The organism is Autumnicola edwardsiae (genome assembly GCF_031846505.1).
GTDB classification, from domain to species: Bacteria; Bacteroidota; Bacteroidia; order Flavobacteriales; family Flavobacteriaceae; genus Autumnicola; species Autumnicola edwardsiae.
In genome coordinates, this window is sequence record NZ_JAVRHP010000023.1 from 21,824 (window position 1) to 45,430 (window position 23,607).

21 protein-coding genes are annotated in these 23,607 nt (G+C 36.6%); 1 reads left to right on the forward strand and 20 read right to left on the reverse strand.

The annotated features are described in order from the left end of the window. Nucleotides 1-109 precede the first annotated feature (109 nt). The 3 genes from RM529_RS06420 to RM529_RS06430 form a co-directional block, all read right to left on the reverse strand. On the reverse strand, nucleotides 110-1,573 hold the full coding sequence (locus tag RM529_RS06420) for a magnesium chelatase (RefSeq protein WP_311483928.1): 1,464 nt from the start codon (nucleotides 1,571-1,573) through the stop codon (nucleotides 110-112). Between the two features lie 10 nt (nucleotides 1,574-1,583). Beyond that, a complete protein-coding gene (locus tag RM529_RS06425) occupies nucleotides 1,584-2,711 on the reverse strand; it encodes a vWA domain-containing protein (protein WP_311483947.1) in 1,128 nt (375 codons plus the stop codon). Nucleotides 2,712-3,137: 426 nt separating this feature from the next. Continuing rightward, nucleotides 3,138-4,484 carry a capsule assembly Wzi family protein gene (locus RM529_RS06430; protein ID WP_311483929.1) on the reverse strand — a complete coding sequence of 449 codons (1,347 nt, stop codon included), beginning with the start codon at nucleotides 4,482-4,484 and terminating at the stop codon, nucleotides 3,138-3,140. A gap of 63 nt (nucleotides 4,485-4,547) precedes the next feature. On the opposite strand from RM529_RS06430, the gene RM529_RS06435 reads away from it, so the two are divergent. Next, nucleotides 4,548-5,294 (forward strand): tyrosine-protein phosphatase, encoded by a 747-nt coding sequence (locus RM529_RS06435; protein WP_311483930.1) that lies wholly within the window; start codon nucleotides 4,548-4,550, stop codon nucleotides 5,292-5,294. Here RM529_RS06435 and RM529_RS06440 read toward each other — a convergent pair. The 17 genes from RM529_RS06440 to RM529_RS06520 all read right to left on the reverse strand — a co-directional run. Then, nucleotides 5,291-7,702, reverse strand: coding sequence for an exopolysaccharide transport family protein (locus tag RM529_RS06440; RefSeq protein ID WP_311483931.1), 2,412 nt, complete (start codon nucleotides 7,700-7,702; stop codon nucleotides 5,291-5,293). The genes RM529_RS06435 and RM529_RS06440 overlap by 4 nt on opposite strands. 5 nt (nucleotides 7,703-7,707) lie before the next feature. Continuing rightward, entirely contained in the window at nucleotides 7,708-8,361 is a 654-nt protein-coding gene (locus RM529_RS06445) for a polysaccharide biosynthesis/export family protein (RefSeq protein WP_311483948.1), read from the reverse strand. Between the two features lie 167 nt (nucleotides 8,362-8,528). Beyond that, nucleotides 8,529-10,517 carry a polysaccharide biosynthesis protein gene (locus RM529_RS06450; protein WP_311483932.1) on the reverse strand — a complete coding sequence of 663 codons (1,989 nt, stop codon included), beginning with the start codon at nucleotides 10,515-10,517 and terminating at the stop codon, nucleotides 8,529-8,531. Between the two features lie 3 nt (nucleotides 10,518-10,520). Then, nucleotides 10,521-11,678 carry a DegT/DnrJ/EryC1/StrS family aminotransferase gene (locus RM529_RS06455; protein ID WP_311483933.1) on the reverse strand — a complete coding sequence of 386 codons (1,158 nt, stop codon included), beginning with the start codon at nucleotides 11,676-11,678 and terminating at the stop codon, nucleotides 10,521-10,523. After that, nucleotides 11,675-12,325: a metallophosphoesterase family protein gene (locus RM529_RS06460; protein ID WP_311483934.1), complete on the reverse strand. Its 651-nt coding sequence runs from the start codon at nucleotides 12,323-12,325 to the stop codon at nucleotides 11,675-11,677. Before RM529_RS06460 ends, RM529_RS06455 begins: the two co-directional genes overlap by 4 nt. Beyond that, on the reverse strand, nucleotides 12,322-13,137 hold the full coding sequence (locus tag RM529_RS06465) for an NAD-dependent epimerase/dehydratase family protein (protein WP_311483935.1): 816 nt from the start codon (nucleotides 13,135-13,137) through the stop codon (nucleotides 12,322-12,324). Before RM529_RS06465 ends, RM529_RS06460 begins: the two co-directional genes overlap by 4 nt. A gap of 64 nt (nucleotides 13,138-13,201) precedes the next feature. Beyond that, nucleotides 13,202-14,104 (reverse strand): NAD-dependent epimerase/dehydratase family protein, encoded by a 903-nt coding sequence (locus tag RM529_RS06470; RefSeq protein ID WP_311483936.1) that lies wholly within the window; start codon nucleotides 14,102-14,104, stop codon nucleotides 13,202-13,204. Next, nucleotides 14,101-15,141, reverse strand: coding sequence for an ATP-grasp domain-containing protein (locus tag RM529_RS06475; protein ID WP_311483937.1), 1,041 nt, complete (start codon nucleotides 15,139-15,141; stop codon nucleotides 14,101-14,103). The genes RM529_RS06470 and RM529_RS06475 overlap by 4 nt, the downstream gene beginning before the upstream one ends. Before the next feature lie 13 nt (nucleotides 15,142-15,154). After that, nucleotides 15,155-15,769: a sugar transferase gene (locus RM529_RS06480; RefSeq protein ID WP_311483938.1), complete on the reverse strand. Its 615-nt coding sequence runs from the start codon at nucleotides 15,767-15,769 to the stop codon at nucleotides 15,155-15,157. Between the two features lie 73 nt (nucleotides 15,770-15,842). Then, nucleotides 15,843-16,994, reverse strand: coding sequence for a glycosyltransferase family 4 protein (locus RM529_RS06485; RefSeq protein ID WP_311483939.1), 1,152 nt, complete (start codon nucleotides 16,992-16,994; stop codon nucleotides 15,843-15,845). Next, on the reverse strand, nucleotides 16,987-18,162 hold the full coding sequence (locus RM529_RS06490) for a glycosyltransferase family 4 protein (protein ID WP_311483940.1): 1,176 nt from the start codon (nucleotides 18,160-18,162) through the stop codon (nucleotides 16,987-16,989). The genes RM529_RS06485 and RM529_RS06490 overlap by 8 nt, the downstream gene beginning before the upstream one ends. Next, nucleotides 18,159-18,893: a glycosyltransferase family 29 protein gene (locus tag RM529_RS06495; RefSeq protein WP_311483941.1), complete on the reverse strand. Its 735-nt coding sequence runs from the start codon at nucleotides 18,891-18,893 to the stop codon at nucleotides 18,159-18,161. Before RM529_RS06495 ends, RM529_RS06490 begins: the two co-directional genes overlap by 4 nt. Then, complete coding sequence (locus RM529_RS06500) at nucleotides 18,890-19,510, reverse strand: HAD family hydrolase (RefSeq protein ID WP_311483942.1); 621 nt, start codon at nucleotides 19,508-19,510, stop codon at nucleotides 18,890-18,892. Before RM529_RS06500 ends, RM529_RS06495 begins: the two co-directional genes overlap by 4 nt. Continuing rightward, nucleotides 19,491-20,177 (reverse strand): hypothetical protein, encoded by a 687-nt coding sequence (locus RM529_RS06505; RefSeq protein WP_311483943.1) that lies wholly within the window; start codon nucleotides 20,175-20,177, stop codon nucleotides 19,491-19,493. The genes RM529_RS06500 and RM529_RS06505 overlap by 20 nt, the downstream gene beginning before the upstream one ends. Before the next feature lie 2 nt (nucleotides 20,178-20,179). After that, nucleotides 20,180-21,733 (reverse strand): beta/alpha barrel domain-containing protein, encoded by a 1,554-nt coding sequence (locus tag RM529_RS06510; RefSeq protein WP_311483944.1) that lies wholly within the window; start codon nucleotides 21,731-21,733, stop codon nucleotides 20,180-20,182. A 48-nt stretch (nucleotides 21,734-21,781) separates the two neighbouring features. Next, complete coding sequence (locus tag RM529_RS06515) at nucleotides 21,782-22,693, reverse strand: glycosyltransferase (RefSeq protein WP_311483945.1); 912 nt, start codon at nucleotides 22,691-22,693, stop codon at nucleotides 21,782-21,784. Nucleotides 22,694-22,764: 71 nt separating this feature from the next. Next, nucleotides 22,765-23,607, reverse strand: an 843-nt coding sequence (locus tag RM529_RS06520; protein ID WP_311483946.1) for an asparagine synthase C-terminal domain-containing protein, incomplete at its 5' end; no start/stop codon positions are given.

The following is a 23,607-nucleotide window of genomic DNA, read 5'->3' on the forward strand; positions in this document are numbered from 1 at the left end:
ACAAAAAGATAAAATTAGATTTATAATTATGATTTTCTTTATTTGATCCAAAAAAAATACCTGATCTTTAATAAAATCAGGTATTTACTAGGATTTCACGAAGAACGTATTATAATCCGCTTATATAACTTCCATAGAGATCTTTAAACTGAACCCCTTTTGTAAATCTATGCTTACTTAATTTTTTGTACTCTACCAATCCCCAAAGCAGGAATTCTTTTAGAAAATAACTATCCTCCTTACTTATTTCAGGTTGATGTTTTTCTATAAGCTTATTTAAAGGCGCGACAGAGTCCAGTTGTTTCTTATACTCTTCATCTGAAAGATCATCTGGTAACTCGAACCCGCTTTCTTCAAAAAACCATTCCACCAGCTCATCATAAGGGCTCGAATCTTCTGCCTTTTGAAGCTTCTCGACCTTCGGGAAATACTGCGGAAACAAAGTTTTCACAGCATAACCTATTAATTCCAGAGCCACTGCAGCCGCTCCTTCCTGCTCTCCTTCATAAACCAACTCCACTTTTCCGGTTATTGACGGTACTACCCCCAGAAAATCTCCAAACCTTAAAAGGGTCTTATCATCTCCAGATTTAAGCGTTCGTCTTTCTGCTGTACTAAGTAAATTTTCATAAGCAGTTATACTCATTCTTGCACTAATCCCGCTCTTTTCATCTATAAATTCACTTTCCCTTGCTTCAAAACTTATTTGTTCCAAAAGGTCTTTAGCTAATTCCGGAACATAGACTAATTCACTTTGTCTCTTGTCCAGTTTCGCCTCTTGCTGCGTAATGGTTTTAGCTATCTCAATAGTTTCAGGATAATGGGTTAGAATTTGTGAGCCAATTCTATCTTTTAGCGGAGTAACAATACTACCCCGATTTGTATAATCTTCAGGATTTGCCGTAAAAACAAATTGCAGATCCAAAGGTAGTCTCAACTTAAAACCTCTAATCTGGATATCCCCTTCCTGCAAAATATTAAACAGTGCGACCTGTATCCTCGCCTGCAGGTCTGGTAGCTCGTTGATAACAAATATGCTGCGATTTGCACGGGGAATCATTCCGAAGTGAATAACACGATCATCTGCATAACTCAACTTCAAATTCGCAGCTTTTATAGGATCCACATCTCCTATTAAGTCGGCAACGGTAACATCTGGAGTTGCCAGTTTTTCAAAAAACCGCTCTTCCCTGTGTATCCATGTGACAGGTGTTCCATCCCCTTCTTCTTTGATTTTTTCCCTTGCAAAACGGGAAATGGGATTTAAAGGATCATCGTTTATTTCAGAACCTTCAACAACAGGAATATACTCATCCAGCAGGTTGACCATTAATCTGGCAAGACGGGTTTTCGCCTGCCCGCGTAAACCTAATAAATTTATGTTGTGCTTGGAAAGGATAGCTCTTTCCAATTCAGGGATTACAGTGTTCCCGTAACCATGAATACCTTCAAAAGCAGACTCATTATTCTTTATCTTTTGAATAAGATTTTGCCGAAGCTCCTCTTTTATGCTTTTACTTTCGTATCCCGAAGACTTAAGTTCTCCAAGTGTGCTAATATTTTCAATTTTCATCTTTTCTTTTTTAACCTTTAATTCGTTTTTTGCGATTGGCTTCGTAATCTTCAAAGATCATTTCTCCAAGACCTTTAAGCCCCGTATAAAAAGCTTTTCCTTGATTGGCATTAGTAAATTCTCTTACAAATTGTGTGAGATAGGGATCCTGAGCAATCATGAAAGTGGTAATTGGTACATGTAGCTTCCTTGCCTGTCGTGCTGCATTGTAACATTTGTCCACAATATAAGGATCCAGTCCCATACTGTTTTTATAATAAGAACCATCGCGCTCTCTAATGCAGCTGGGCTTACCATCAGTAATCATAAAAATTTGCTTGTTTGTATTCCGCTTTCTCCTTAGTAGATCCATAGCCAATTGCAAGCCTGCTACGGTGTTGGTATGGTACGGGCCAACCTTTAGATACGGCAGATCTGCAATAGAAATAGGCCAGGCATCGTTTCCAAAGACAAGAATATCCAGTGTGTCTTTAGGATAGCGGGTCGTAATGAGCTCGGCCAGCGCCATAGCAACTTTTTTTGCGGGTGTAATCCTGTCCTCCCCATACAATATCATACTATGACTGATATCGATCATTAGCACAGTACTCATCTGGGATTTATAGTGAGTTTCCTCTACCACAAGATCATCCTGGGTCATATTAAAATTTCCAATGCCGTTGTTAATTTGGGCATTCCGAAGGCTTTCAGTCATGGATATGCTATCCAGAGAATCCCCGAACTGATAATTGCGAAAATCGCCAGTATGCTCATCCCCTCTGCCAATACGATTGGTGCGATGGTTTCCTGCGGTTCCTTTTTTCAGTTTTCCGAAGATTTGATCAAGGGCCTGCTGCCTTATGGCTCTTTCGGTTTTAGCTGTAATGGTCATGCCCCCACTGCCATCGGGTTCTATTTCTTCACGTATATAACCTTTCTTCTTAAGATCTTCTATAAAATCATCTATTGTATAATCTTCATCGGTAAGTTTATACTCTTTATCAAGTTGTTCCAGCCAGTCCAGTGCTTCGTCAAGGTCACCTGAAGTATGAGTAATAAGTTCTTTGAAAATTTCAAAAAGTTTCTCAAAAGGCGTCCTGAAAGGCTCTTCGTATTTTTTGAAAACAAAGCCTTTTATATTCTTATCATTTCTCTTCATCATTCTCTAAAATTAAGATATTTTACACAGAACAGGAAAAACTATAACCTGAACGTGATTTAATTTTGTGTTAATTATACAAAGACGCCTCTTAATTTTCTGGACTACTTTTATAGGTTCATGATTTGAAACCTTATTTCGAATTGGGTTTAAATGCTGCAGGCGTGTTACTAATATTAGAATTGAATAAAAGATAGGATAAAGTGTCTGTATTGATCTTTGCAGATTTAAATGATGTCCCTTATTAATATCGCTAGCGAAAAACCACCTAAGTTCTGAGAATTTCCCTCTGTACATAAAGTTGAACTACGAACCACGAGCAGAGTTTATAGACTAGAAACCTGGAGCAGATGAATTACAAAAGAACCGGACGGAAAAAAAATTTGATGATGCCGATCCCGTGAAAAAAGGTTTGACAGCTGTTATTTAATAAATAGTTTTTGACAAGAGAATGCCTGCACCTATGTTAGTGGGGGAATCAGAAATGAAATCTGCACCTAATTGAACATTGATATTTAAGTTGTTTAAATTATATACCTCTACTTCCAGAAAAGATGAAAGAATTTTATTGTCCAAAACATCATTCCCCTTGTATCCGTAATTGATTCTATAGCTATTTAAAAGTTTGTACGGAAAATTATTAAAAGCCATACCTGTTAAGCCTAAATGGTGGGCAACAAGCGTGTTGTTATAAACCCTCGTTCTATCTTCGTTCATGGTAATGAAAGGCACCCCTATGACCCTATTTTCATAGGTCCAGCCTGATTGATAAAGATCATGAACAAAATAATTGTCGTCTCCGTCTGTGGTACCGCTGCCCTCGCTTTGATCTGTGGTATGATAAAATTCATACATTGCAGCCTTTACCCATTTGTTTTCAGGCAATTTATAAACATCTTCGATAAAAATGCCATAACGACCATCGGGTGTATTAAATAGCATCCTTCCTGAGCCATCTTCAAATATGTGATTATATATTAATTTGATCTTGTACGAATTTATTTCTGTACTTAATTTAACTTCATAACTACCTAACTGGTTACCTTCAGCATTCTCTGCGCCTTGTTCAGAATCTCCCTGCATACCTAAGAATATTCTGGCATAACTTTCAAGGTCGCTTGATAATTCACCATACTCGGGAGATGTACCTGCCCATTGTACAAAATGCTGCAAACCGGCAGAGACCTGAAATTTATCAGAATTTTTATAGACCAGATTGAAACTTTTATGATGAATACGTGTATTTTTAACGAAGCGATTATCATCTGTGAAAAACTCTCCAAACGAAGCTGTAAAGCCTATTCCGTCATCTCCAAACAAAAAAACAGGCCTTTTAGTTTCCAAAAGAAGCCCAAGTAAAGGTCTTGCATTTAATGACCACAACATATTTTCATTTGTTGCACTCAACCCAAGATAAAGTTCCTCCTTTTGTTTTCTTCCTGCAGTAGCTTTTAGCCAGGAGTTTTCGAAACTCAGGTAAGATTGATCAAACTTTATTGCACTATCATAACCATCATGATATAAAAGCCCCATTCCAACTTCAAGAAAAGCATTTTCAGTAAAAGAATAAATTGCTCTTCCGTTGATCCAACCAGAAAAATTAGAAGATTCATTCACTCTCCCCCTCTTGTTGCTATGTATCCAAAATGGTGATTCATCCTGCGAGTATGCAGTGCCATAAGTGTTAATGTCCAACGAATACTGGAGGCTCTGTGAAGAAGCATTAAATTGGGTGAGAAAAAATATAACAGAAAATATCTTCAGAAACTTCATAGAGCAGGTGGTAAGTTTGGGCACCGGGAAAAAGGTTTATCGGGATAAAATTATGTAATTTTGTTGAGTAAAAATAAAGAGATGCTTTCCATTTTTCAGAAAAAACAGTATTTAGCAGATCATCTGGAGAATTTTACAGATTTTCACAACCATCTTCTACCTAATATAGATGATGGTTCCGACTCTGTTGAGGAGACGATAAAGTTGATACGAGAATTTGGCAATTTTGGGGTTAAAGATTTTGTTGCCACTCCTCACGTCATGGGCGAGTATTATCCTAATACTCCTGAAACCATAAAGGGAGCCCTTAATTTGATCAAAGCCAGTCTACCTGAAGGGGTAAAGATCAGGGCGGCAGCTGAATATATGATGGATCAACATTTTCTGGACGTTTTAGAATCCGATAAAGTTCTTTCTATTGATAGTGAACATGTTTTAGTAGAAATGTCTTATTTCCAGCCACCCATTAATCTTAATGAGATTTTGTTTAAGCTCCAGAACAAGTCCTTTAAACCCATTTTAGCGCATCCGGAAAGATACCCCTACTTTCATTCAAAAAGTCTTCACAAATTCGAAGAATTAAAATCCAGAGGCTGCAAATTGCAGCTGAATATGTTATCCCTAACAAGACATTATGGATCCGGAGTTCAAAAAGTAGCTTTTCAGTTACTGGAGAAAGGATTAATAGATGTTATTAGTAGCGATTGCCATAAAATGGAACACTTAAAGAAGATAGAAGCTATAAGACTTTCTGAAAAGAAGATGCGCTTACTCTATCCTATTTTGGAAAACAGTATAAATCTCTTTTAACTTCGTTTAAAAGGATTTCTAAAGAACCTTTTAAATCTGCTTTCTTCGTCCTGCCCATATCCATAACCGTATCCATAAGAATAACCGTATTTGGCGCCATAAGAAAATTTAGAATAATCCACATCATTTAATATGATAGCCAAACCTTTTAACTTCCCTTGCTTCTTAAGATCCTTTGGAAAATCTAGTAATTTCTTCTCGGTATGCTCGGCCCGGGTGACGTAAACCGTAGTATCGGCCAGAGGACTAATCAATAGAGTATCTGTCACAATCATGGTAGGAGCTGTATCTACAATTACATAGTCGTATTGAGAAGCAGCAAAATCCAATAGCTTCTTCATCCTGTCATTCATAAAAAGCTCTGCGGGATTAGGAGGTATAGAGCCTGAAAGCACAATATCTACCTTCAATCCTTCTTCCTGAGAACTCAAAATGATCTCCTCTTCAGTAAGATCATAGTCATAGAGATAATCTGATAATCCTTTATCCGAAACCAATTTTTCAGTATATCGGTGTAATTTGGGATTTCGTATATCTGCACCAATAATTAATACCTTTTTATTTGTACTGGCAAAAGTTCTTGACAAATTGTAGGATATAAAAGTTTTACCTTCTCCCTTAATAGTAGATGTCACGAAAATAACCTCTCCTTTGCCATCTTCCTTTTTCTGCACCAGATATGCCATATTGGTTCTAAGGATCCTAAAAGATTCAGCTAAAGGCGAACGGTCATTCAATCCTATTATATCACTCTGGCCGGCAGCTATCCGGGGCACTTCTCCAATAAAAGGGACCTGGTTTATAAGGGGTTGTAAATCTCCTTTATGGTGTACTTTAGTGTCTAAGAAATTCTTAACGAAGATTACCAGGATAGGTATTAACAATCCAATCAAGAAACCTCCTAATAGTATAAGCCAGGGCTTAGGGTCTACCGGTTCATTCACAGTATAAGCAGGATCAACCACTCTTGCTACTGAAGAGGTGGAAGCAAAAGAAATCGCTGCTTCCTCCCGCCTTTGAAGTAGGAACAAATAAAGCTGCTCCTTTATTTGCTGCTGTCGGGCAATGCCACGCATACCTTGTTCCAAACCTGGAAAAACACTAAATTCTCCCTGAGCAACCTGACCCCTTTCGGTGAGTTCATCACGCCTGATAATTAAAGAATTTATGGAATTTTCAATATTTCTTATCAGGTTAGCTTTTAGTGAATCTAGCTGCCGGGAGATCCTTTCAATAACCGGGTTTTCAGTAGTAGCATTATCTAAAAATGCATTTCTTTCAAGTACAAGGGTATTATAACTGGTTATATTACCAGATATTCCCGCTTCTTCAATACCGATATCTGAAGGTAACAACGAATAATCTTCCTGCCTCGCTAATCTTTCCTGAACAGATCTGATTAGCTCTATTTGGGTTTCCAGAGCAAATAATTCCTCTTCTACTGAAGAATAGCGTGATTGAAATTTAGCTGCACCACTGGTAACATCCATTATTTGATTTTCGCGTTTAAAGCTGGCCATTCCCCCTTCTACAGAATCTAATTCGCGTGTTATAATCTCCAGTCTTTCCTGAATAAAGGCTGTAGTGTTTTCTGCCACTTCCCTCTTATCTTCTATCCCTTTCTGATTAAAATTGAACATCAGGTTATTTAGAAAATCTTCAGATTTCCTACTGGACTCCTGAGTAACCGAAAGAGATAAGATATCTTTAGCCCTTCCTTTTTGTGCGATCTGTAATCTGGCAATATAGTTGTTAGCAACCTGTCGTAACGGTGAAATCCGAATATTAATTGGAGGATGATTTGCATTGAAAGAATCACCAGCCGAACCATCATTGCGGTGTTCAATTCGAAACACTAGTTCATCCAGTTCTATAATTTCTCCTAATTTATAAATACTTGAATTTTCAGAATTCTCTTTTTCTAAACGAAAACTATCAGCCGAATTGGGATATATAAAAATACTTTTTGAGCTTTGATGGACTATTGAATCCGGGCTTATAAAATCGATGACTACAGGGCTGCTTTTATAAGCTTCAACAGTTATTACGTTGCCCTCAATAAAATAGGAGATATTATGGTCAAGTTCAGCTACAACTGCTTCAATTAAACTTTTGGATTGTAAGGTTACAATCTGGTTCTCTAGTCCTGAATCATCAATTGTTAATAAAGACCCACCACCTGAAGGAAGGGCACTAGCTACGTTCTTTTCCTGATCATTTACTATAATCATTGAAGCTTCAGTGTAGAATTCGGAAATGGTATAGCGGTTATAGATATAAGCTATTGCCCCACCGAGCAAAAGACCTAACACCAACCACTTCCAATGAGTAAGGTATTTAAAAAACTCAGCTTTTAAATCAAAATTAGACGCTTCGCTCTTCTCATTATAGTCATTGAGTTCTTCCATATTATTTAAAGATTGTTTATGAGTAAGTATAAACTTATTATGGTCGTTCCTATAGATATTATTCCCTGGTAACTGGTAAAAAAACCGGCAGACTTGACTCTTCTATAAGTTGGCTCAATATATACAATGTCGTTTTGGCGTAAATAAAAATATGGGTTGGAGAAAATGTCGGCTTCCGTCATGTCCACTCTACCTACAGATTTCACACCGTTGATTTGCCTGATCACTAAAATATTTTCCCGTAAACCTGTATAAGGAATACCTCCGGCCGTAGCTAAAAGTTCCGGCATAGAGATACGCCCATCATTAACAGGAACTCTGGCATTAACCTCCCCAATTACCGTAACGCTAAAATTGACTATACGTATGTCCACGACAGCGTCAGTAACATAGTTTCTTATTTGTTCCTGAAGAAGTTTTTGAACCTCTCCTCTTTTTTTTCCTCCTACTTCCACCTCTCCGATAACAGGGAATTGAATAAATCCTTCAGGATCTACCAGATAACCTGTTAAAGCTAAATTCTGTCCGCCTCCGCCTCCGGAACTTTGGGAATTACGATTTTGAAAAGGAGCGACTATTTCTTCAATTTGAGAAGATACATTTATACGTAACACATCATTAGGTTGTATTGTAGGTTCGTACTCAAGAATATTTTCCATTCCTTCCAACTGCTCAGAGTTTTGGAAATAGACAATTTCGTCACGAGTAGAACAACTAATAAAAAACAAAAGGAGAAATGATAATAACAGTAATTTCTTCATAATAGAAAATAAAAAGTGCAAATATATAATGATAAAGGAATATGACTGTTCTTTTTCCCAAAAATCTATTGGTGCAAGTTCTCAGGATTTTTATTTTCCAGGACTTTATCAAGTTTTTGAAAGGAGGAGTTATTACTAATAAATTCCGGAATAAGATCTTTAAGTTTAGCAACTACTTTGTCGCTTTTTAGCTTATTTGCAGATTTAATAACTTTATTGATCTTTTCATTTATAGCTTCATAATCACGTACCACATCCTGCCCGATCATAATTTTTTTATGATGGGTCGGCAGGGTCTTACATTCATCATTCAACAGTTCTTCATATAATTTCTCACCGGGACGAAGACCGGTGATTTTTATTTTGATGTGCTTATTGGGCTCATAACCGGCCAATTTTATCATTTTAATTGCCAAGTCCATAATCTTTACCGGTTCCCCCATATCAAACACAAAAATCTCGCCGCCTTTTCCCATTGCGCCGGCTTCCAATACTAGCTGGCACGCTTCAGGAATCGTCATAAAATAACGTATAATTCCGGGATGTGTTATGGTTACCGGCCCTCCTTTTTCTATTTGCTTTTTGAAGAGGGGAACGACAGAACCATTGGAACCAAGAACATTCCCGAAGCGGGTTGTAATAAATTTTGTAGTCTCCACTCCCTTCATCTTCTGACTGTGATAGAGAGATTGTACATACATTTCCGCAGCTCTTTTTGAAGCCCCCATTACATTACTGGGATTTACAGCCTTATCTGTCGAAATCATCACGAAATGTCCTGCACCATATTTTAAAGCCAAATCTGCCAAGTTCTTTGTGCCCCGGATATTAACAAAAATGGCCTCGTGAGGGTTCTCCTCCATTAAAGGAACGTGTTTATATGCCGCAGCATGATAAATCACATCTATATTGTTGTTCTGAAACATCAGCTCCAGTCTTCTATTGTTCCCTACATCACAGATAATACATTTATAAACTAAATCCGGAAATTTCGCCTCTATTTCAAGTTGTACATTATGCAAAGGAGTCTCGGCCTGATCAAGAATTATTAGTTTTGCGGGATTATACTCTGCCACCTGCCTTACAATTTCCCTTCCAATAGAACCGGCACCTCCAGTAACAAGAATTGTTTTTCCCGTTAGCTGATCAATTTTGTTCTGTACATCCAACTGTATGGGTTCTCTGTCTAACAGATCTTCAATCTGCAAACTTTTGACCTTTTGTGCTATAGGTTTGTCTTCTCCCCAGGTAGAAACGAGAGGTGCATTATATACGCTAACTCCATGCTCAAGACAATTTTCTACTATTTTGAATTTTTCTTCTGCGGAGAAATTACTTTCAGAAAAAATAACTGCATCGGCCTCTAAAGCCTTTACCTCCTCATGGACAAATTTTCCATGCTTTAAAACCGGTTTATCTAAGAGACGTATGCTTTTGTTATGATCCTTATTTGTGAGAAAACCAACGACCCTAAATCTTCTGGGATGTTCAATATCCAGTGCACCCGCTATGGAAATAGCATTTTCATCTGCTCCAAGTATTACCGCTTTTATTAAATTTTCATCCTTCTGAACAAACTTGAAATACTCATATATCTGTTTAACTGCAAGACGAAATAAGAATAATAATGAAAAAGATATCCAAAGATTAATTAAAAGAGCTCCAAAAAGGAAAATTTTCTGCCCAACAACCAACGACGTGATGAGGTTAATGATGAGAAGCGTGAAAAAAGAACTTAGTGTAGCTAAGAGTAGCTTTAAAGCATCTATATTGGAGGAGTATCTTATGATCCCGGCATAAGTTTTAAAAATATAGAAATAAAAAATATTCACAGCCAAAACAATCGCTCCCTTGTCTGCAAGATCAAGTAAACTGTAAATATTTGTAGTTAAATCTAGTAGAATAAGAACAGTGAAAACAGAAGAAATCGCAACTAGAACAATATCAATTAAAAACACAGCCCATCGGGGAAGATACTTGATATTCCGGAGGTTCAGTGAATTTTCAGGACCTGATAAAATCTTTTTAATTAATCTATTTACTTTTTTACCCATTCCTTATAGGATGCCCTTGTTAAAATATTGCTTAATTGATGCTGCTATACGCCGCTGATCTTCGTTTCCGAGATTAGAGCCAGAAGGAAGACACAGTCCCTCATCAAAAAGATTTTCTGCTTCCTTTTCTCCGTAAAACGGTGCATCTTTAAAAACCGGCTGCATATGCATTGGTTTCCATAAAGGTCTGCTTTCAATATTTTCCTTTTCCAAATGAAGACGAAGCCCTTCTCTTGAAAATGTAGCTGACTTATCATTAAAGCGAACCACCGTAAGCCAATGATTGCAAAAATAATCATTACCTGGTTCATTATGAACATTTACATCGCTAATGTTAGCAAATATCTCTTTGTAAAAAGTGTGCATTTTTCTTCTTAACTTAACTCTTTCATCCAAAACCTCCATTTGGCCTCTTCCAATTCCTGCACAGATATTACTTAATCTGTAATTATACCCTATTTCACTATGTTGATAATGTGGTGCAGCATCCCGTGCCTGTGTAGCAAGAAAAACAGTTTTCTTCTTATATTCTTTGCTTTTGCAGACAAGAGCTCCACCCCCAGAAGTAGTAATAATCTTATTCCCGTTAAATGACAAAATCGAAAAGTCACCAAAAGTCCCACATTTATGTCCTTTATAAGAACTTCCTAAGGCTTCAGCACTGTCCTCTATTACAGGAATTTCGTACCTGGCTGCAATCTCGTTGATTTCGTCCACCTTATAGGGCATTCCGTATAAATGAACAGCAATTATTGCTTTTGGCTTTTTTCCTTTTTCCAGACGATCTTTTATTGCTTCCTCTAAAAATTCAGGAGAGAGATTGAGAGTATCTTTCTCACTATCAATAAAAACAGGAGTAGCTCCAAGATAAACAATGGGATTAGCTGAGGCGGCAAAAGTCATACTCTGGCATATTACCTCATCTCCGCGCTCCACTCCCAGTAGAATCAAAGCCAGGTGAAGAGCAGCCGTACCGGAACTCAAGGCAGCTACTTCAAAGCCATTATCAACACCATTATCAAGGTATTCCTTTATATCGTCTTCAAATCCACTCACATTGGGCCCCAGCGGTGCTATCCAGTTTTCCTGAAAGGCTTCATTTATATATTTTTGTTCATTTCCTCCCATATGTGGTGAGGAAAGCCAGATTTTAGGCTTCATATAATAAAAGGTTTATTTCTATAATAGTTAATGCAGATTTCAGGATATCCATCCTGAACCATCTGGTTAATTACCAGTTCTATATCAAACTGAAAAGACTTAAGCTCCACACGTTTTTTTTCTTCATCTAAAAGTACATATTCCGCGAGATTGAGGAATTTCCTGTTTTGCCCTACGCTTCCGGTATTAACCAAACGTTTACCAGCAAAAGATCTGTCAAACTGATAATGAGAATGTCCAATGATATAGTTTTTATCCAGATAAAGCTCTTCCAGATCTGAATCCGGAAAAATGTATTTACTTCTTATTGTATGTTGAACATTAAAATCCCTGGTTTGTACATTTTCCAGATAAGCTGAAATTTCGTCAAATCTATTAAAAATAGGATAACAAAAATCAAAAAATGCATTAGCTACTTCATTTGTTCCTGTATAATTGCCCTCAAGGTAGTTGTTCTCATGGTTGCCTTTTAGTTTTACAAGTTCCGGTGTACTTTCCATAAATTCCACACATTCGTTACTCCAGGGACCATAATTAACCACATCTCCATGTGAGACTGCCTGGTCGTAATTCCCCTTTTCCAGCTTAAAAAGTTTCTCTAAAGCAGGCAGGTTACCATGTACGTCGCCAAAAATCAAGTACCTCATGAAAACATTTCTTTTATTCCTTCCTCAAGTGATATTTGTGGTTCCCAGTTTAGTTCTTTTTGTGTCCATGATGAATCATAATATAAAGAAGAGGCATGTTCATCTTTATTTAAATACTGAATTTCACACAAAATATATTTGCGTATTACATTTGCAATTTCTTTGTTTGCTATGGAATTGCAAGTTGCTCCTAAAAAAACTTTCCTGTTGCCATTTTGCATTGCTTTAATGCACAGCTTTGCCGCATCATTAACGTGTAAATAATCCTGCCTCCGAAGCCCCTGCCCTAACAATTTAATTGCTCCTTCTTTAGCCTGTCCAATTATTTTTGGTAAAAATGAATTATTATTTAGGTTTGGCCCGTATAGATAAACTGGTCTTACCACTGCATGATTCTTAATACTTGAAGCAATAAATTCCCCCGAAATGTTTGCCAGACCATACAAATTAGGATTATCATAAGGAGAACTTTCCGTTCTCACTTCTCTGGTTTGGCCATAAACATTTGCACTTGAAACGTAGATAAATCTACAGTCCGGATACAGATTAGTTATCTTGTATAATACGTTGAAATTGAGATCATTATTCTGTTTTGCCGTCAATTTAAAATTTCCAGCAGCAAATATTATGTTATCTACAGAATGTTTAGCGGACAGAAAATCAACTATTGGGATATTAATGCAATTATCCGTCAAATTGTCTTGTTTATTATTATAAACACCTAGCACCTCGTAGTTCTCCTTAAGCAAGTTTTTCACTATACAGGAACCTAAAAATCCATTAGCTCCAATAACAGCAGTTCTGATTTTCATAATAAGATTAGTTATAAAATATTTTTTTAAGAAGTAAATCTATCGGCATTAAATTCATATTTTGTTAGGCCTCTTGCAAATTTCCAACTAAGGATTTTAAACCTTTTTCCAAAGGAATAAAATCATTGTAAATATTTCCTATTAATCCTTTTAGTTTCTCAACACTTATATTAGCAGTTGAAGCAGGATTATTTGTAAAACGGTCAACAATATTTGACTCAGATCCAGTTATTTCTTTTAAAAGATTGGCCAATGCCAAAATCGAAATTCGTTTTCCGCTGGCAAGGTTTACAATTTTTAATTTAAAATCCCCACCACTTAAAGCATATATGGATCTGCTAACATCCTCGGCATGGATAAGATCTAAAGTATTTTTACCACCATCAGTTAATAATATCTCCTGATCGTTCTCCAATTTTTGTAGTAGTTTATAAATTATTCCTTCCGGAAGCATTTCTTCACCATAAACAGCTGAAATGCGAGCGTGTAAAAGTTTAGTATCGCTATTAACCACACATTCACTCATAATTTGTTCCTGGCTTAGCTTAGACATGCAATAACCTACATGCGGGCCATCAGGTATTCCAAAATAAGTTTCAGATAAAAAATCAGGCCAGGGTTTCTTTACAACTACTAAAGTAGAACAATTAATAATTTTAGGGACCTTGTTTTTAACTGCCCAGTTTGCTATATTAACTGCACCTATAACATTTGTTTGAAAAAGTTCTTTCAGAAAAACAGGATCTTTAGAGGTCTTACCATTAACAGGAATTTGTGATGCGCAATTAACAATTACATCCGGACAAAAATCTATTTTAGTAAATTCCGATTCTTCACGAATATCAAGGGCAATTGACCCATCTTTTCCAGACCGGGAAACAGTTCTCACTTCATCACCCTGATCTTCTATATATTCTGCTAATTTCTTTCCTACCAGTCCTGTACCACCAAATATTAGATATTTCATTCTTCATTTTTTTTAAAAGGAAAATACTGTGAGTTATAGGAACTTGTAACCCCCTTTTCCTGAAAAGCATCCAGAGTTTCATTGCTTACAAAAATATCGGAAAAAGCACGTAGTACAGTTCCATTCTTCAGTTTTGGTTGTTTTATGGGTTTTTGTTTTAAATAATAATCAATCAACGCTTCCACTTCATTAAAACCAAACATTAACCTTAATGGAGTAGTTCCACTAAACCTGCAGTTTACTTCAAAAACAACAGGCTTACCGTCTTTGATCCTATACTGGAAATTTGCGGGGCCTTCTACTCCTAACTTTTCTGCTATTGCCCCTATGGTTTCATCATAGGGAGAAGCACCATTACGATAAGCCCGCCAGGTATTGCCATCCCTTAAGTCCCGCATTAGTGAAACAATAGCAACACATTTACCATTCACAACTAAACAACCAGTTGTAAACTCGCCGGTTTCTTCACTTAACATTTCCTGTACTACTAAATTATTGGAGTAACTACAAATTGCCTGCAAATCTTCATCATTATTTATAACTTTCAGGCCTTTTGAACGTGCTCCATCTACAGGTTTGGCAATAAATGGATAGCTGGCCTTTTGTCTTAAATTTGTAATAGACTCAGAATCGGTAGTTAGCGCAGAGAGAGGAAACGGGAAATTGTTTTTTCTTAAAAATTCAGCCGTGAGCCACTTATCATTTGCAATGTTAATAGCATCAGGATTTGATACTACAACTATTAAATTATATTTTTCCTCCAGGTACTTTTTGCTTTCGGCAAATAAAGGTAGTTCAACGTCAGTCCCTATGAAGACCATCTCAATATCTTCATTAGAAATGATTTTTTCTATACGCTCTAAATAAGAAGAATCGGTAGCATAGGGAATACAATAAGATTTATGTGCTAAAGCATGACCTGTAGAACGCACATCTGGATCTGCAGAAACAATATAATAAGAATTGGTTGAAAAATTAAGGCATCTTAAAATCCCCTGACCTAATAAAGCACCTGCTCCAGTAACTAAAATATTCATTGGTATGTATTATTTACTTATTATTAAATTGATCTGAAAATTTAGGCATTGAAATATGATTTTTTGCAGAAACATCTGCAGAACTTAGTACCTTCTTAACGGTAAGGTAAAAAATATTGGCATCAACCTTTAATGAAACGTTATCCACATACCAGACATCATATTTAAACTTCTGATCCCAGGTAATAGTATTTCGGCCGTTTACCTGGGCCCAACCTGTAATTCCTGGTTTTACTTCATGCCGTCTTTGCTGGAATTCGTCATAAAGAGGCAAATACTCGGGAAGCAAAGGCCTTGGCCCAATTAAACTCATATTGCCTCTCAACACATTCCAAAGTTGCGGAATTTCATCTATAGATGTTTTTCGTACTATTTTTCCAGTCTTGGTCAACCGCTCGGGATCCGGGAGAAGTTCTCCTTTTTTATCCCTTTTATCATTCATGGTACGAAACTTCACGATTTTAAATATTTTCCCGTCTTTACCCGGCCTCTTTTGGAAAAACAGAGGTTTGCCATTATTGGCCAAAGCTAACAATAGAAATACAATGATCAATAACGGACTTAAGATTAATAATGCCGTTAAAGCAATAACAAAATCTATTATAGGTTTAAAAAAATGTCTGTACATCTCCATTGTCTCTTCCGGCTATAATATATAAATCTACCCTACGGAATAAATTTAAGTGTCACTTATTTTTAAATTAATTTGCCTTCTGGTTTCGGTATTCCTCCAGAAGAATATTCCAGAAATCTTCCCTGTTATAATTAGAACTAATGATTTCCCTGGAATTATTTTTCATTTTTTTTATAAGATCGCTGTTAAGTAAAAGTTTTTCCATAGCTGTTTTTAAGGCATCTTCATTTTTAACTTCTATTATTAAGCCATTTATATTATGATTTATAATCTCGTTACATCCATTTATGTTGCTAACAATAGCCGGTAAATTCATAGCTCCGGCTTGCATTACCACATTAGGGAATCCTTCCCTGTAACTTGGAAAAACAAGAATATCTGAAATTGCAAAATAGGGCCTTACATCCTGCTGAAAGCCTGTTGTGAATATTTTTGGATCATTTTTTATTTTCCTGAAAGTTTCTTCTTTTAAAGGATCGAGTTCCTTCTCATAATCACCTACCAAAAGGAGTGAAATTTCACTATGTTTTTTACTTAGCCGTTCAAAAGCATTCACTAATTCATTTATTCCTTTTTCTGAAACCAGGCGGCCCACAAAAATACACACCTTATCCTGAATTGGAATACTTAATTCCTCCCTTAACTTTTTTCTGAATTCTTCTGAATACGCAGCAGCATCAAAATACTGTGTATCAATTCCGTTTGAACTACCTCTTCCAAGAACCTTTAGCTTTTCCGCTCTGGCAAATTTTTCTTTTATAATGATTTCCTTTAGTCCCAGCGAGTTGGGATAAACTTTTGTGGCCATGGCATAGGTTAATTTCTCCACCTTATTGAGAATTTTTCTTTTATTCCCTGAAGTTTCCAACAGCGGCAAACCGGCCACTGTATGAAAGCGCAGCGGAACTTTTGCCATTTTTGCTGCCGTCATTCCAATAATTCCCGCTTTGGGCGTATGCGTATGGACAATAAGAGGCTTCTCTTTTCTTAAAAAGCGATACATTTTGAATAATGCTTTCAAATCTTTTAGCGGTGTAATTGCACGGGTCATTTCTACCCAATAGGTCGCTATTCCGACGTCTCTACCATATTTTTCCAGCTTTTCTTTCTCGGCTGCGATTGCGGTAACTTCAAAATAGTCACTCATAAAGTTAAGTTGCCCCTCTAACAATTTCTCCAGAGATATTGGTACAGTAGTAATGCGTATAAGCTTATCCAAGTTGCAAATTTTTTATTTTTTCATAAACTGCCTGAACAATTTTCCTGGTATAGTTTTCCCAACTGTGTTTTTCCTTTAAATCATTCAAAATTCTGGGGTTACCCGTAAGCCTACTTCTAAGGGAAACATCCTGAACCAATTTTTTTAAATTTTTAAAAATCTCCTTTGGCGTATCTTTAGTAATTAGCAGATCTTTACCATCTTCAAAAGTTTCTTTTATTGAAGGGATATCGGGTGCCAAAACCGGTAATCCCACAGCCAGATACTCAAAAATTTTCATAGGGTTCATATAATCACTGGCATAATGATGCACAGCAATATCGAAACAGTTTAAATGCTTATTAAGATTATCGTGTTTTATCCAGCCTTTTAAAAGCACTTCCTTTTCTATTCCTAACCGCTTTACTTCTGAAGTAATATTTTTATGAGCAGGGCCGTCTCCTATAATTATTAGTTGTAATTGAGCATTCTCATTTAGAAGATCTGCAAATGCTTTTACAAGCAACAACATTTTTTTATGATAATCTAACGTCCCCACATATCCTACTAATGTCTTTTGTACATCATAACCTAATTGTTCCCTTAGCTGTGTTTTATTTTCAATAGGAAAAAAAGTCTGAGTGCTGGTGCCGTTAGGAACAATAATATCCCGCTGAGCATCAACATTATTTCCCATAATTTGATTTTTAGAAACATCAGAAACAAAAAAATTAACATCACTGGCCATGTAGGCTTTTCTTTGTTTCTTCAGAAAAAAATTCCTGAAAGCAATATTACGAAAAGGTTCATCAAAAGGAGAACCGTTGATTTGTGTAGCTATAATTAATTTAGGAAACCACTTTTTCACTTTTTTCAGCTGAAGAAAATTAGAATCTATCTGAAAGAGAACAACATCCGGCTTAAAATCCTGAATTTCCTTTTTTAATCCTTCCAGATAAAACTTATTCCGACGATAAAAAAGAAAAATCTGAACCAACGGAATTTTCTTTAGCCAATGCCTTACTTTTCCAGCTCCTGCTTTGCCTGGGAACCCTTTTTTTGCCTCTTTCGGAAAAATTGATTTTTCTTCAATAAGCTTAAACTCGTCCAAGTGATTATAAAATTCTATAGCCTGAATACTGCCTCCGTGGCTTGCATAATAAGAAGTACTGTAGTACAAAAACCTCATACCCGCTCTCCTTCCATTATTTTCTCCAGTTCTTTATCCAGAATCACCTTTTTGCATTTTGTTTCCAGAAGATCATGTTTAAAAGACTTCAACTCGAAATTGGGATTATGAAGCCCCTGTTTTTGTATATGTTCCTTATTAGCATCCATTTTTTCCAACCCCGGCCTGTAATTACCGGCATAAGGTGTCTTGAAAAAAGTAAATCCGGTGATAAAAATCTCTTTACATTCTGCCTGCAATATGGAGGCTAATGCTGCATATCCCACAGTTGGGGTGAAGCCTTTTAGCTTCTTTTTAAAGAGATTGTAATTTTTTCTTTTCAACATATAGGTTTTCTCTCCAGAAAAATGCCTTTTATAATAATTAAAATGAGCAAGTAAACCTTCCTTTGTCGGATTTGGATTTATAACTTTTTGAATGCCCATTTCTTTGAACATGTTCCAATCAATCTTTCCGCCGCCACTAAAATCATTTTCAAAAAAACTATGGTACAATAATGTGAATTTTGACCCCACATGCTGTGACTGATCTTTCCTCCAGGTATGCGGACTTTTATTTATCCTCACCACCACGTCATGATCGTCAATATATTTCCCATTTCTTTCTTTGAAAACAGAATCTGCAGCTCCGACTATAGCCACTCTTTTCCCCTTCAGTCCTTCTTCGGGCACAAAAGTCTTAAGGGAATTTACCATTAAATAAAATGCATACAGATTTCTTTTAAATTTCATCCGAATGAATTGATATAGGCGTTTTCCTTTTTTAACTCAGTATTATTATATCCGTAAAAATCTATTCCATTCCGGTCGGCAGCTTCCTTGTCATTAACTGAGTCTCCAATTAAACAAGTTTTTTTCTTTTCATATTTATATTCCTGAAGGAGATTTTCTACTAATTCAATTTTTGGCGTGGGAGAACCCTCTATGGAATAAAAATAAGATGAAATTCCTAATTGCCCACATAAAAATCTTAGCTCTTCCCCATCGGAACCGGAAACCACATGCATTTTAAAATCTTCCTGATGGCTTTTTATAAATCCCACAACCTCTCCTATTAAAATACGCTTATCTATCAGACTTTTTCTCATTATATCAGAAAAGGCAGAAGATAATTCCTTTACTTTTTTCTGGTCAACCTCTTCCTTCCTTATTTCTTCAAAAAAATATCTGAATTTAACGTAGCGGGACAATCCGCCGTTCTTTTCATGATAATTGATCAATTGACTGACCTCTTCTTCAGGAAAATCTTTCAAAGTTTCCACAAACCCTTTTTCCCTAACGGCCATAGAGTCCACTATCACACCGTCAAAATCCCATAGTATAACTTCTTTACCTATAAATTCTCTCATAAACAGCTTCAGCTATAAAAAAATCTTCTTCATAATCTACATCAATGGAATTCACTTTATTATGCTCCAGCAGATACGGCTTTTCGCCTGTTCTTTTCCCATTTTTAAAATTGCTCCCGGAGGTAATGAATATCGCATTATCTATCTCAAACCAATCTGCTAAATCCTGTGTCCTAGGCCATTTCAGGCTTCCGGGATTATTTACGAGCCTCCCGGAATTCCTGTCAATAAGGAAATCCCTGTAATTTCTGCCCGAAATTAAAGAATCATATCCGAGTTTCTGGTTTTCAGCGTATTTTTTAACAGCATTTTCATAATTGGCGGCACCACAAAGCGGAGAAGTAACGTGTGTCCACAAAATATCATCGAAATTTGCCAATTCTCCTGCATGTTTTATCAGGTCCTCCAGATCTGTATCTGCACTACCCAAAAAATCCGGTCGCTGCTGCAGATGAAGGTGTGGAATAACTTTTTTAAAGCCTTCTCCTATTTTCCAACAGGATTCATCATTTGTAGATAGTATAATTTCCTCTATACCGCGAATTTCCTTTAGCTGTTTTAGCTTTAATTCCAGTAATCCGCCTTCAAAAACAGAAAATTTCCTGGTGTTCTTGTTTTTAATGCGTTCACTGCCTTTGCGTAGGGGTAGAAAGATTGAAATTGCCATTTTTACAGTATCGAAAATATTGATTTTGAACTCAGTTTATACATGGTTGGGGTAAGGGAAAAAATAGTAAGCCCGTGCTCTTCTGCATCATCAAATATTTCCTGATTTTCTTCAAACAGCTCTAATTGTTCCCTGGTAACCTGTCCCGCATAACCATCATATCCTGTAAACATTATTTCCTGAACATCTAAAGAATCGGCAATATCCATAGCCATTGCAGTGGTGGATAATTCATATTTTTTTTGAAAATGGCCTTTTTTAAGCACTTTTGTAAACTGCTTATATTTAGATGAAAAATCCGCAGGAATAGTTTCCCCGGTTTCCGAAGAAATCAGAAAAAATCGTTTATCATAGTTCTCCGGGCTAAGCGTTTTCTCCAGTCTTAGAATTTCTTTTCCTGAAAGACAATGAAACTGGTGATTTGGCAGATCTAAAAAGGAATTCACATTCCTGGAACTCGAATGTATAATACAAATTTTGGGATTATGCTTCAGATATTCTCTCACCGCTCCAGAAAATTCCTGAGGAGTATTTCCTCCTCCCACTACCAGCGCTTTCTGATATTGCTTTACTGGAGTGAAAACAGGAAAATGACAATTTTCTGGAGGAGGAGTGGTTTCTTCAGAAACTTCCTTTACAATAGAATTCAGCGAAAAAAATCTCTTTTTAACCCTTCCCAAAACCGTGTTTTGCGGTAGAGAAAATGCGCCGGAAAGCATATATGGTAAATTAGTTCCCCACTTATGTTCTTCTTTCAGCTTTAAAAATTCTTCGACGAGTTCATTTAGAATATCAAAATCAACAGGAACTTTGTATTTCCTATGCAGGAGACTCAGCAGTAATTCAGTTTTAAGATTCCCGGCGCCACGTCCCATTCCACAAACGGTAGCATCTATTATTGATGCTCCGGCCTCCATTGCGGTTAGGGAGTTAATAAGCGCCATTTCTATATTGTTATGTCCGTGAAATCCTAAATCTACAGAAAGTGATTCTTTAAGTTTATTGAAGGTCATGGTTACTTCGGAAGGAAGCATTCCTCCGTAGGAATCTACCACGTAAAAATAATCCAGGATTCCTTGGAAGTTTTTAAGATCTGCTGAAGTATATAAATCTTCTTTCCATTTGCTGGCATACATCAGGTTAAGGGAAATCAAGAATCCCATTTTTTTCACTGCTTCAGCAATTTTTAGAGCATTTTTCAACCTATGGGGGGCTACTGCCAACCTAACCATATAAACCATTCCAGCACATGGTTTTAAAACTTCTTCTACATCATCAGGTGAAAACTCCTTCTCATTAAGAATAATCACTAATTTTTTGGAGCTTTGCTTTTTGCAGAATTCGAGAAGATACTGCGGAAGATAAAAAAAAGCTCCTTCATATTTTTGCTGTGGTTTGGAGCGGTAACCAATTTCGATGAATTCTACCGGAAGATTGTTTATGGTTTTAAAATACTGCTCCACCAGGTTTTCATCAAAGTCCCAGTTTGTATAGTAGCCTCCATCACGCAGGGTGCAATCCAGAAGTTGAATTTTTTTCTGATTTATGTTCAGCATAAAAAATAATTTCGCTAAAGGTAACCAATTTGATAAATGTCAACAGCTTTATAAATCTACCTGTTTTCCAAACTTCCCGAAAAAGAAATCCTTTAATGCTGAAGTTTGAACCCGCGCCATGCTTTTACCATAATTCCATCCAAATCTAAAACCCAGTGCTATTTTGGCCAAAGATTTAAAAAAAACAATTGCAAACGCAGTATAATATTGTCGTTTGAAGAAAATATCAAGTAAACTCCTTGTACTGTAGTATTCGCGGGGAAAGGAGGTATTTCCTCCAAAGGAAGATCCTTTCCACCGGTAAGCATCTTTTTTATAATTGTCCCTAAGCCTTACCCTTAGCCAGGAATTGGAATCTACATAAATCTTATAACCTGCTGCCTTAACTTTTAAGCAAAAGTCCAAATCTTCAAAGGCAAAAAAAAGCTTCTCTTCTGGAACAATTCCCTGCCTCACTACCTCTGCATTCGTAATTAAAGTTTGTCCCCCCGGAATAAAATCTGCCCCGGCATATTTTTTAGCCCTTAATTCTTTATTGCTAAGCGACTTTACCCTACCTGTCCAGGGATTAAAGCTTCCGCCTTTGCCACCAAAGATTCCCGGTTTTCCCCGTTTACTAAGCTGATGTATTCCTTTAAACATTTCCTGGAAAACATTTTTATCCCGTGGCGGATTATTATCATCTCCCCAATAGATCCAATCATAGCCCAAATTTGCCAAATTCTCTAACCCGATTTTCGCACCACCGGCTGGGCCGCTATTGTAACCTACCCTATGATATTCAAAGGAATTGGATATATATTGTTTAAGAGCATTTTGTGTATTATCACTAAAGCTATTATCAACAATCAGGAGATATGCAGGAGGAAAGGTTTGGTTCGTTATAATAGCAATTGTATTCAACAGGATTTCAGTACGCTCATAGGTAATAATAAAAGCAGCAAATCCTGAATTTTTCATTTGAAGGAATTTTTATGAACCACTTAAGTACTTTGAAGCGATTTAGGGTGTTCTCTGTTGGCATCAATTACTTAAAGTGCCATATAGGTTTCTTTATACCATTTCTGAAAACAGAAAAAGGTCCAAACCCTAAAGGTGTTGTCTTCCTTCCCAGTGAGGTGTCTTTCTACAATTCCGCGAATTTCAGCAGGATTAAAAATGTTTTGAGATTCCAGAAAATTTGGTTCTATATATGATTTTAATTCAGGTGCCAAATGGCCACGCAGCCAATCTCCCACGGGGACCCCAAAACCCTTTTTTGATTTATCCAAAAACCCATCCGGAAAATATTTTTTAAAAGATTCTTTTAGCAAATATTTCTTATTCCAGCCTTTCATAAGGTAATCTTCAGGTAATTGTGCAGTAAAGTCCCATATTTTCTTGTTAAGGAAGGGAGCTCTACTTTCCAAAGAAGTAAGCATACTCGTACGGTCAACCTTCACCAGCATATCTCCTTCCAGGCTCATTATCTTATCGATATTCCTGAAGTCTGTAAGGGAACGGTTATTATCTCCCACAATACTTTTATAGTGCCGGAATGTATTCTCCTTTCTCCAGCTATTTTTCAGTAAAGCATCCACTTCTTCTGCCTGAAATGCCAGGGAAACGATATTGTAGTAGAAATCACCTTCATAATTTAGGGCGTTCAAAAGTCTTTTGGCTTTGAACCTCTTTCCTCTTTTATCATCTTTTGTGGATAAAAAAGGGAAAGTAGATTTTTTGATAAAACCATGTATTGCTTCAGGTACTAATGACGTGTACTTTGTATTAAGCTTACCCATGTAATACTTGTTGTACCCGCCAAACACTTCATCTCCTCCATCTCCCGTAAGGGCCACTTTTACAAATTGCCGGGTTTTATGCGCAACTAAATA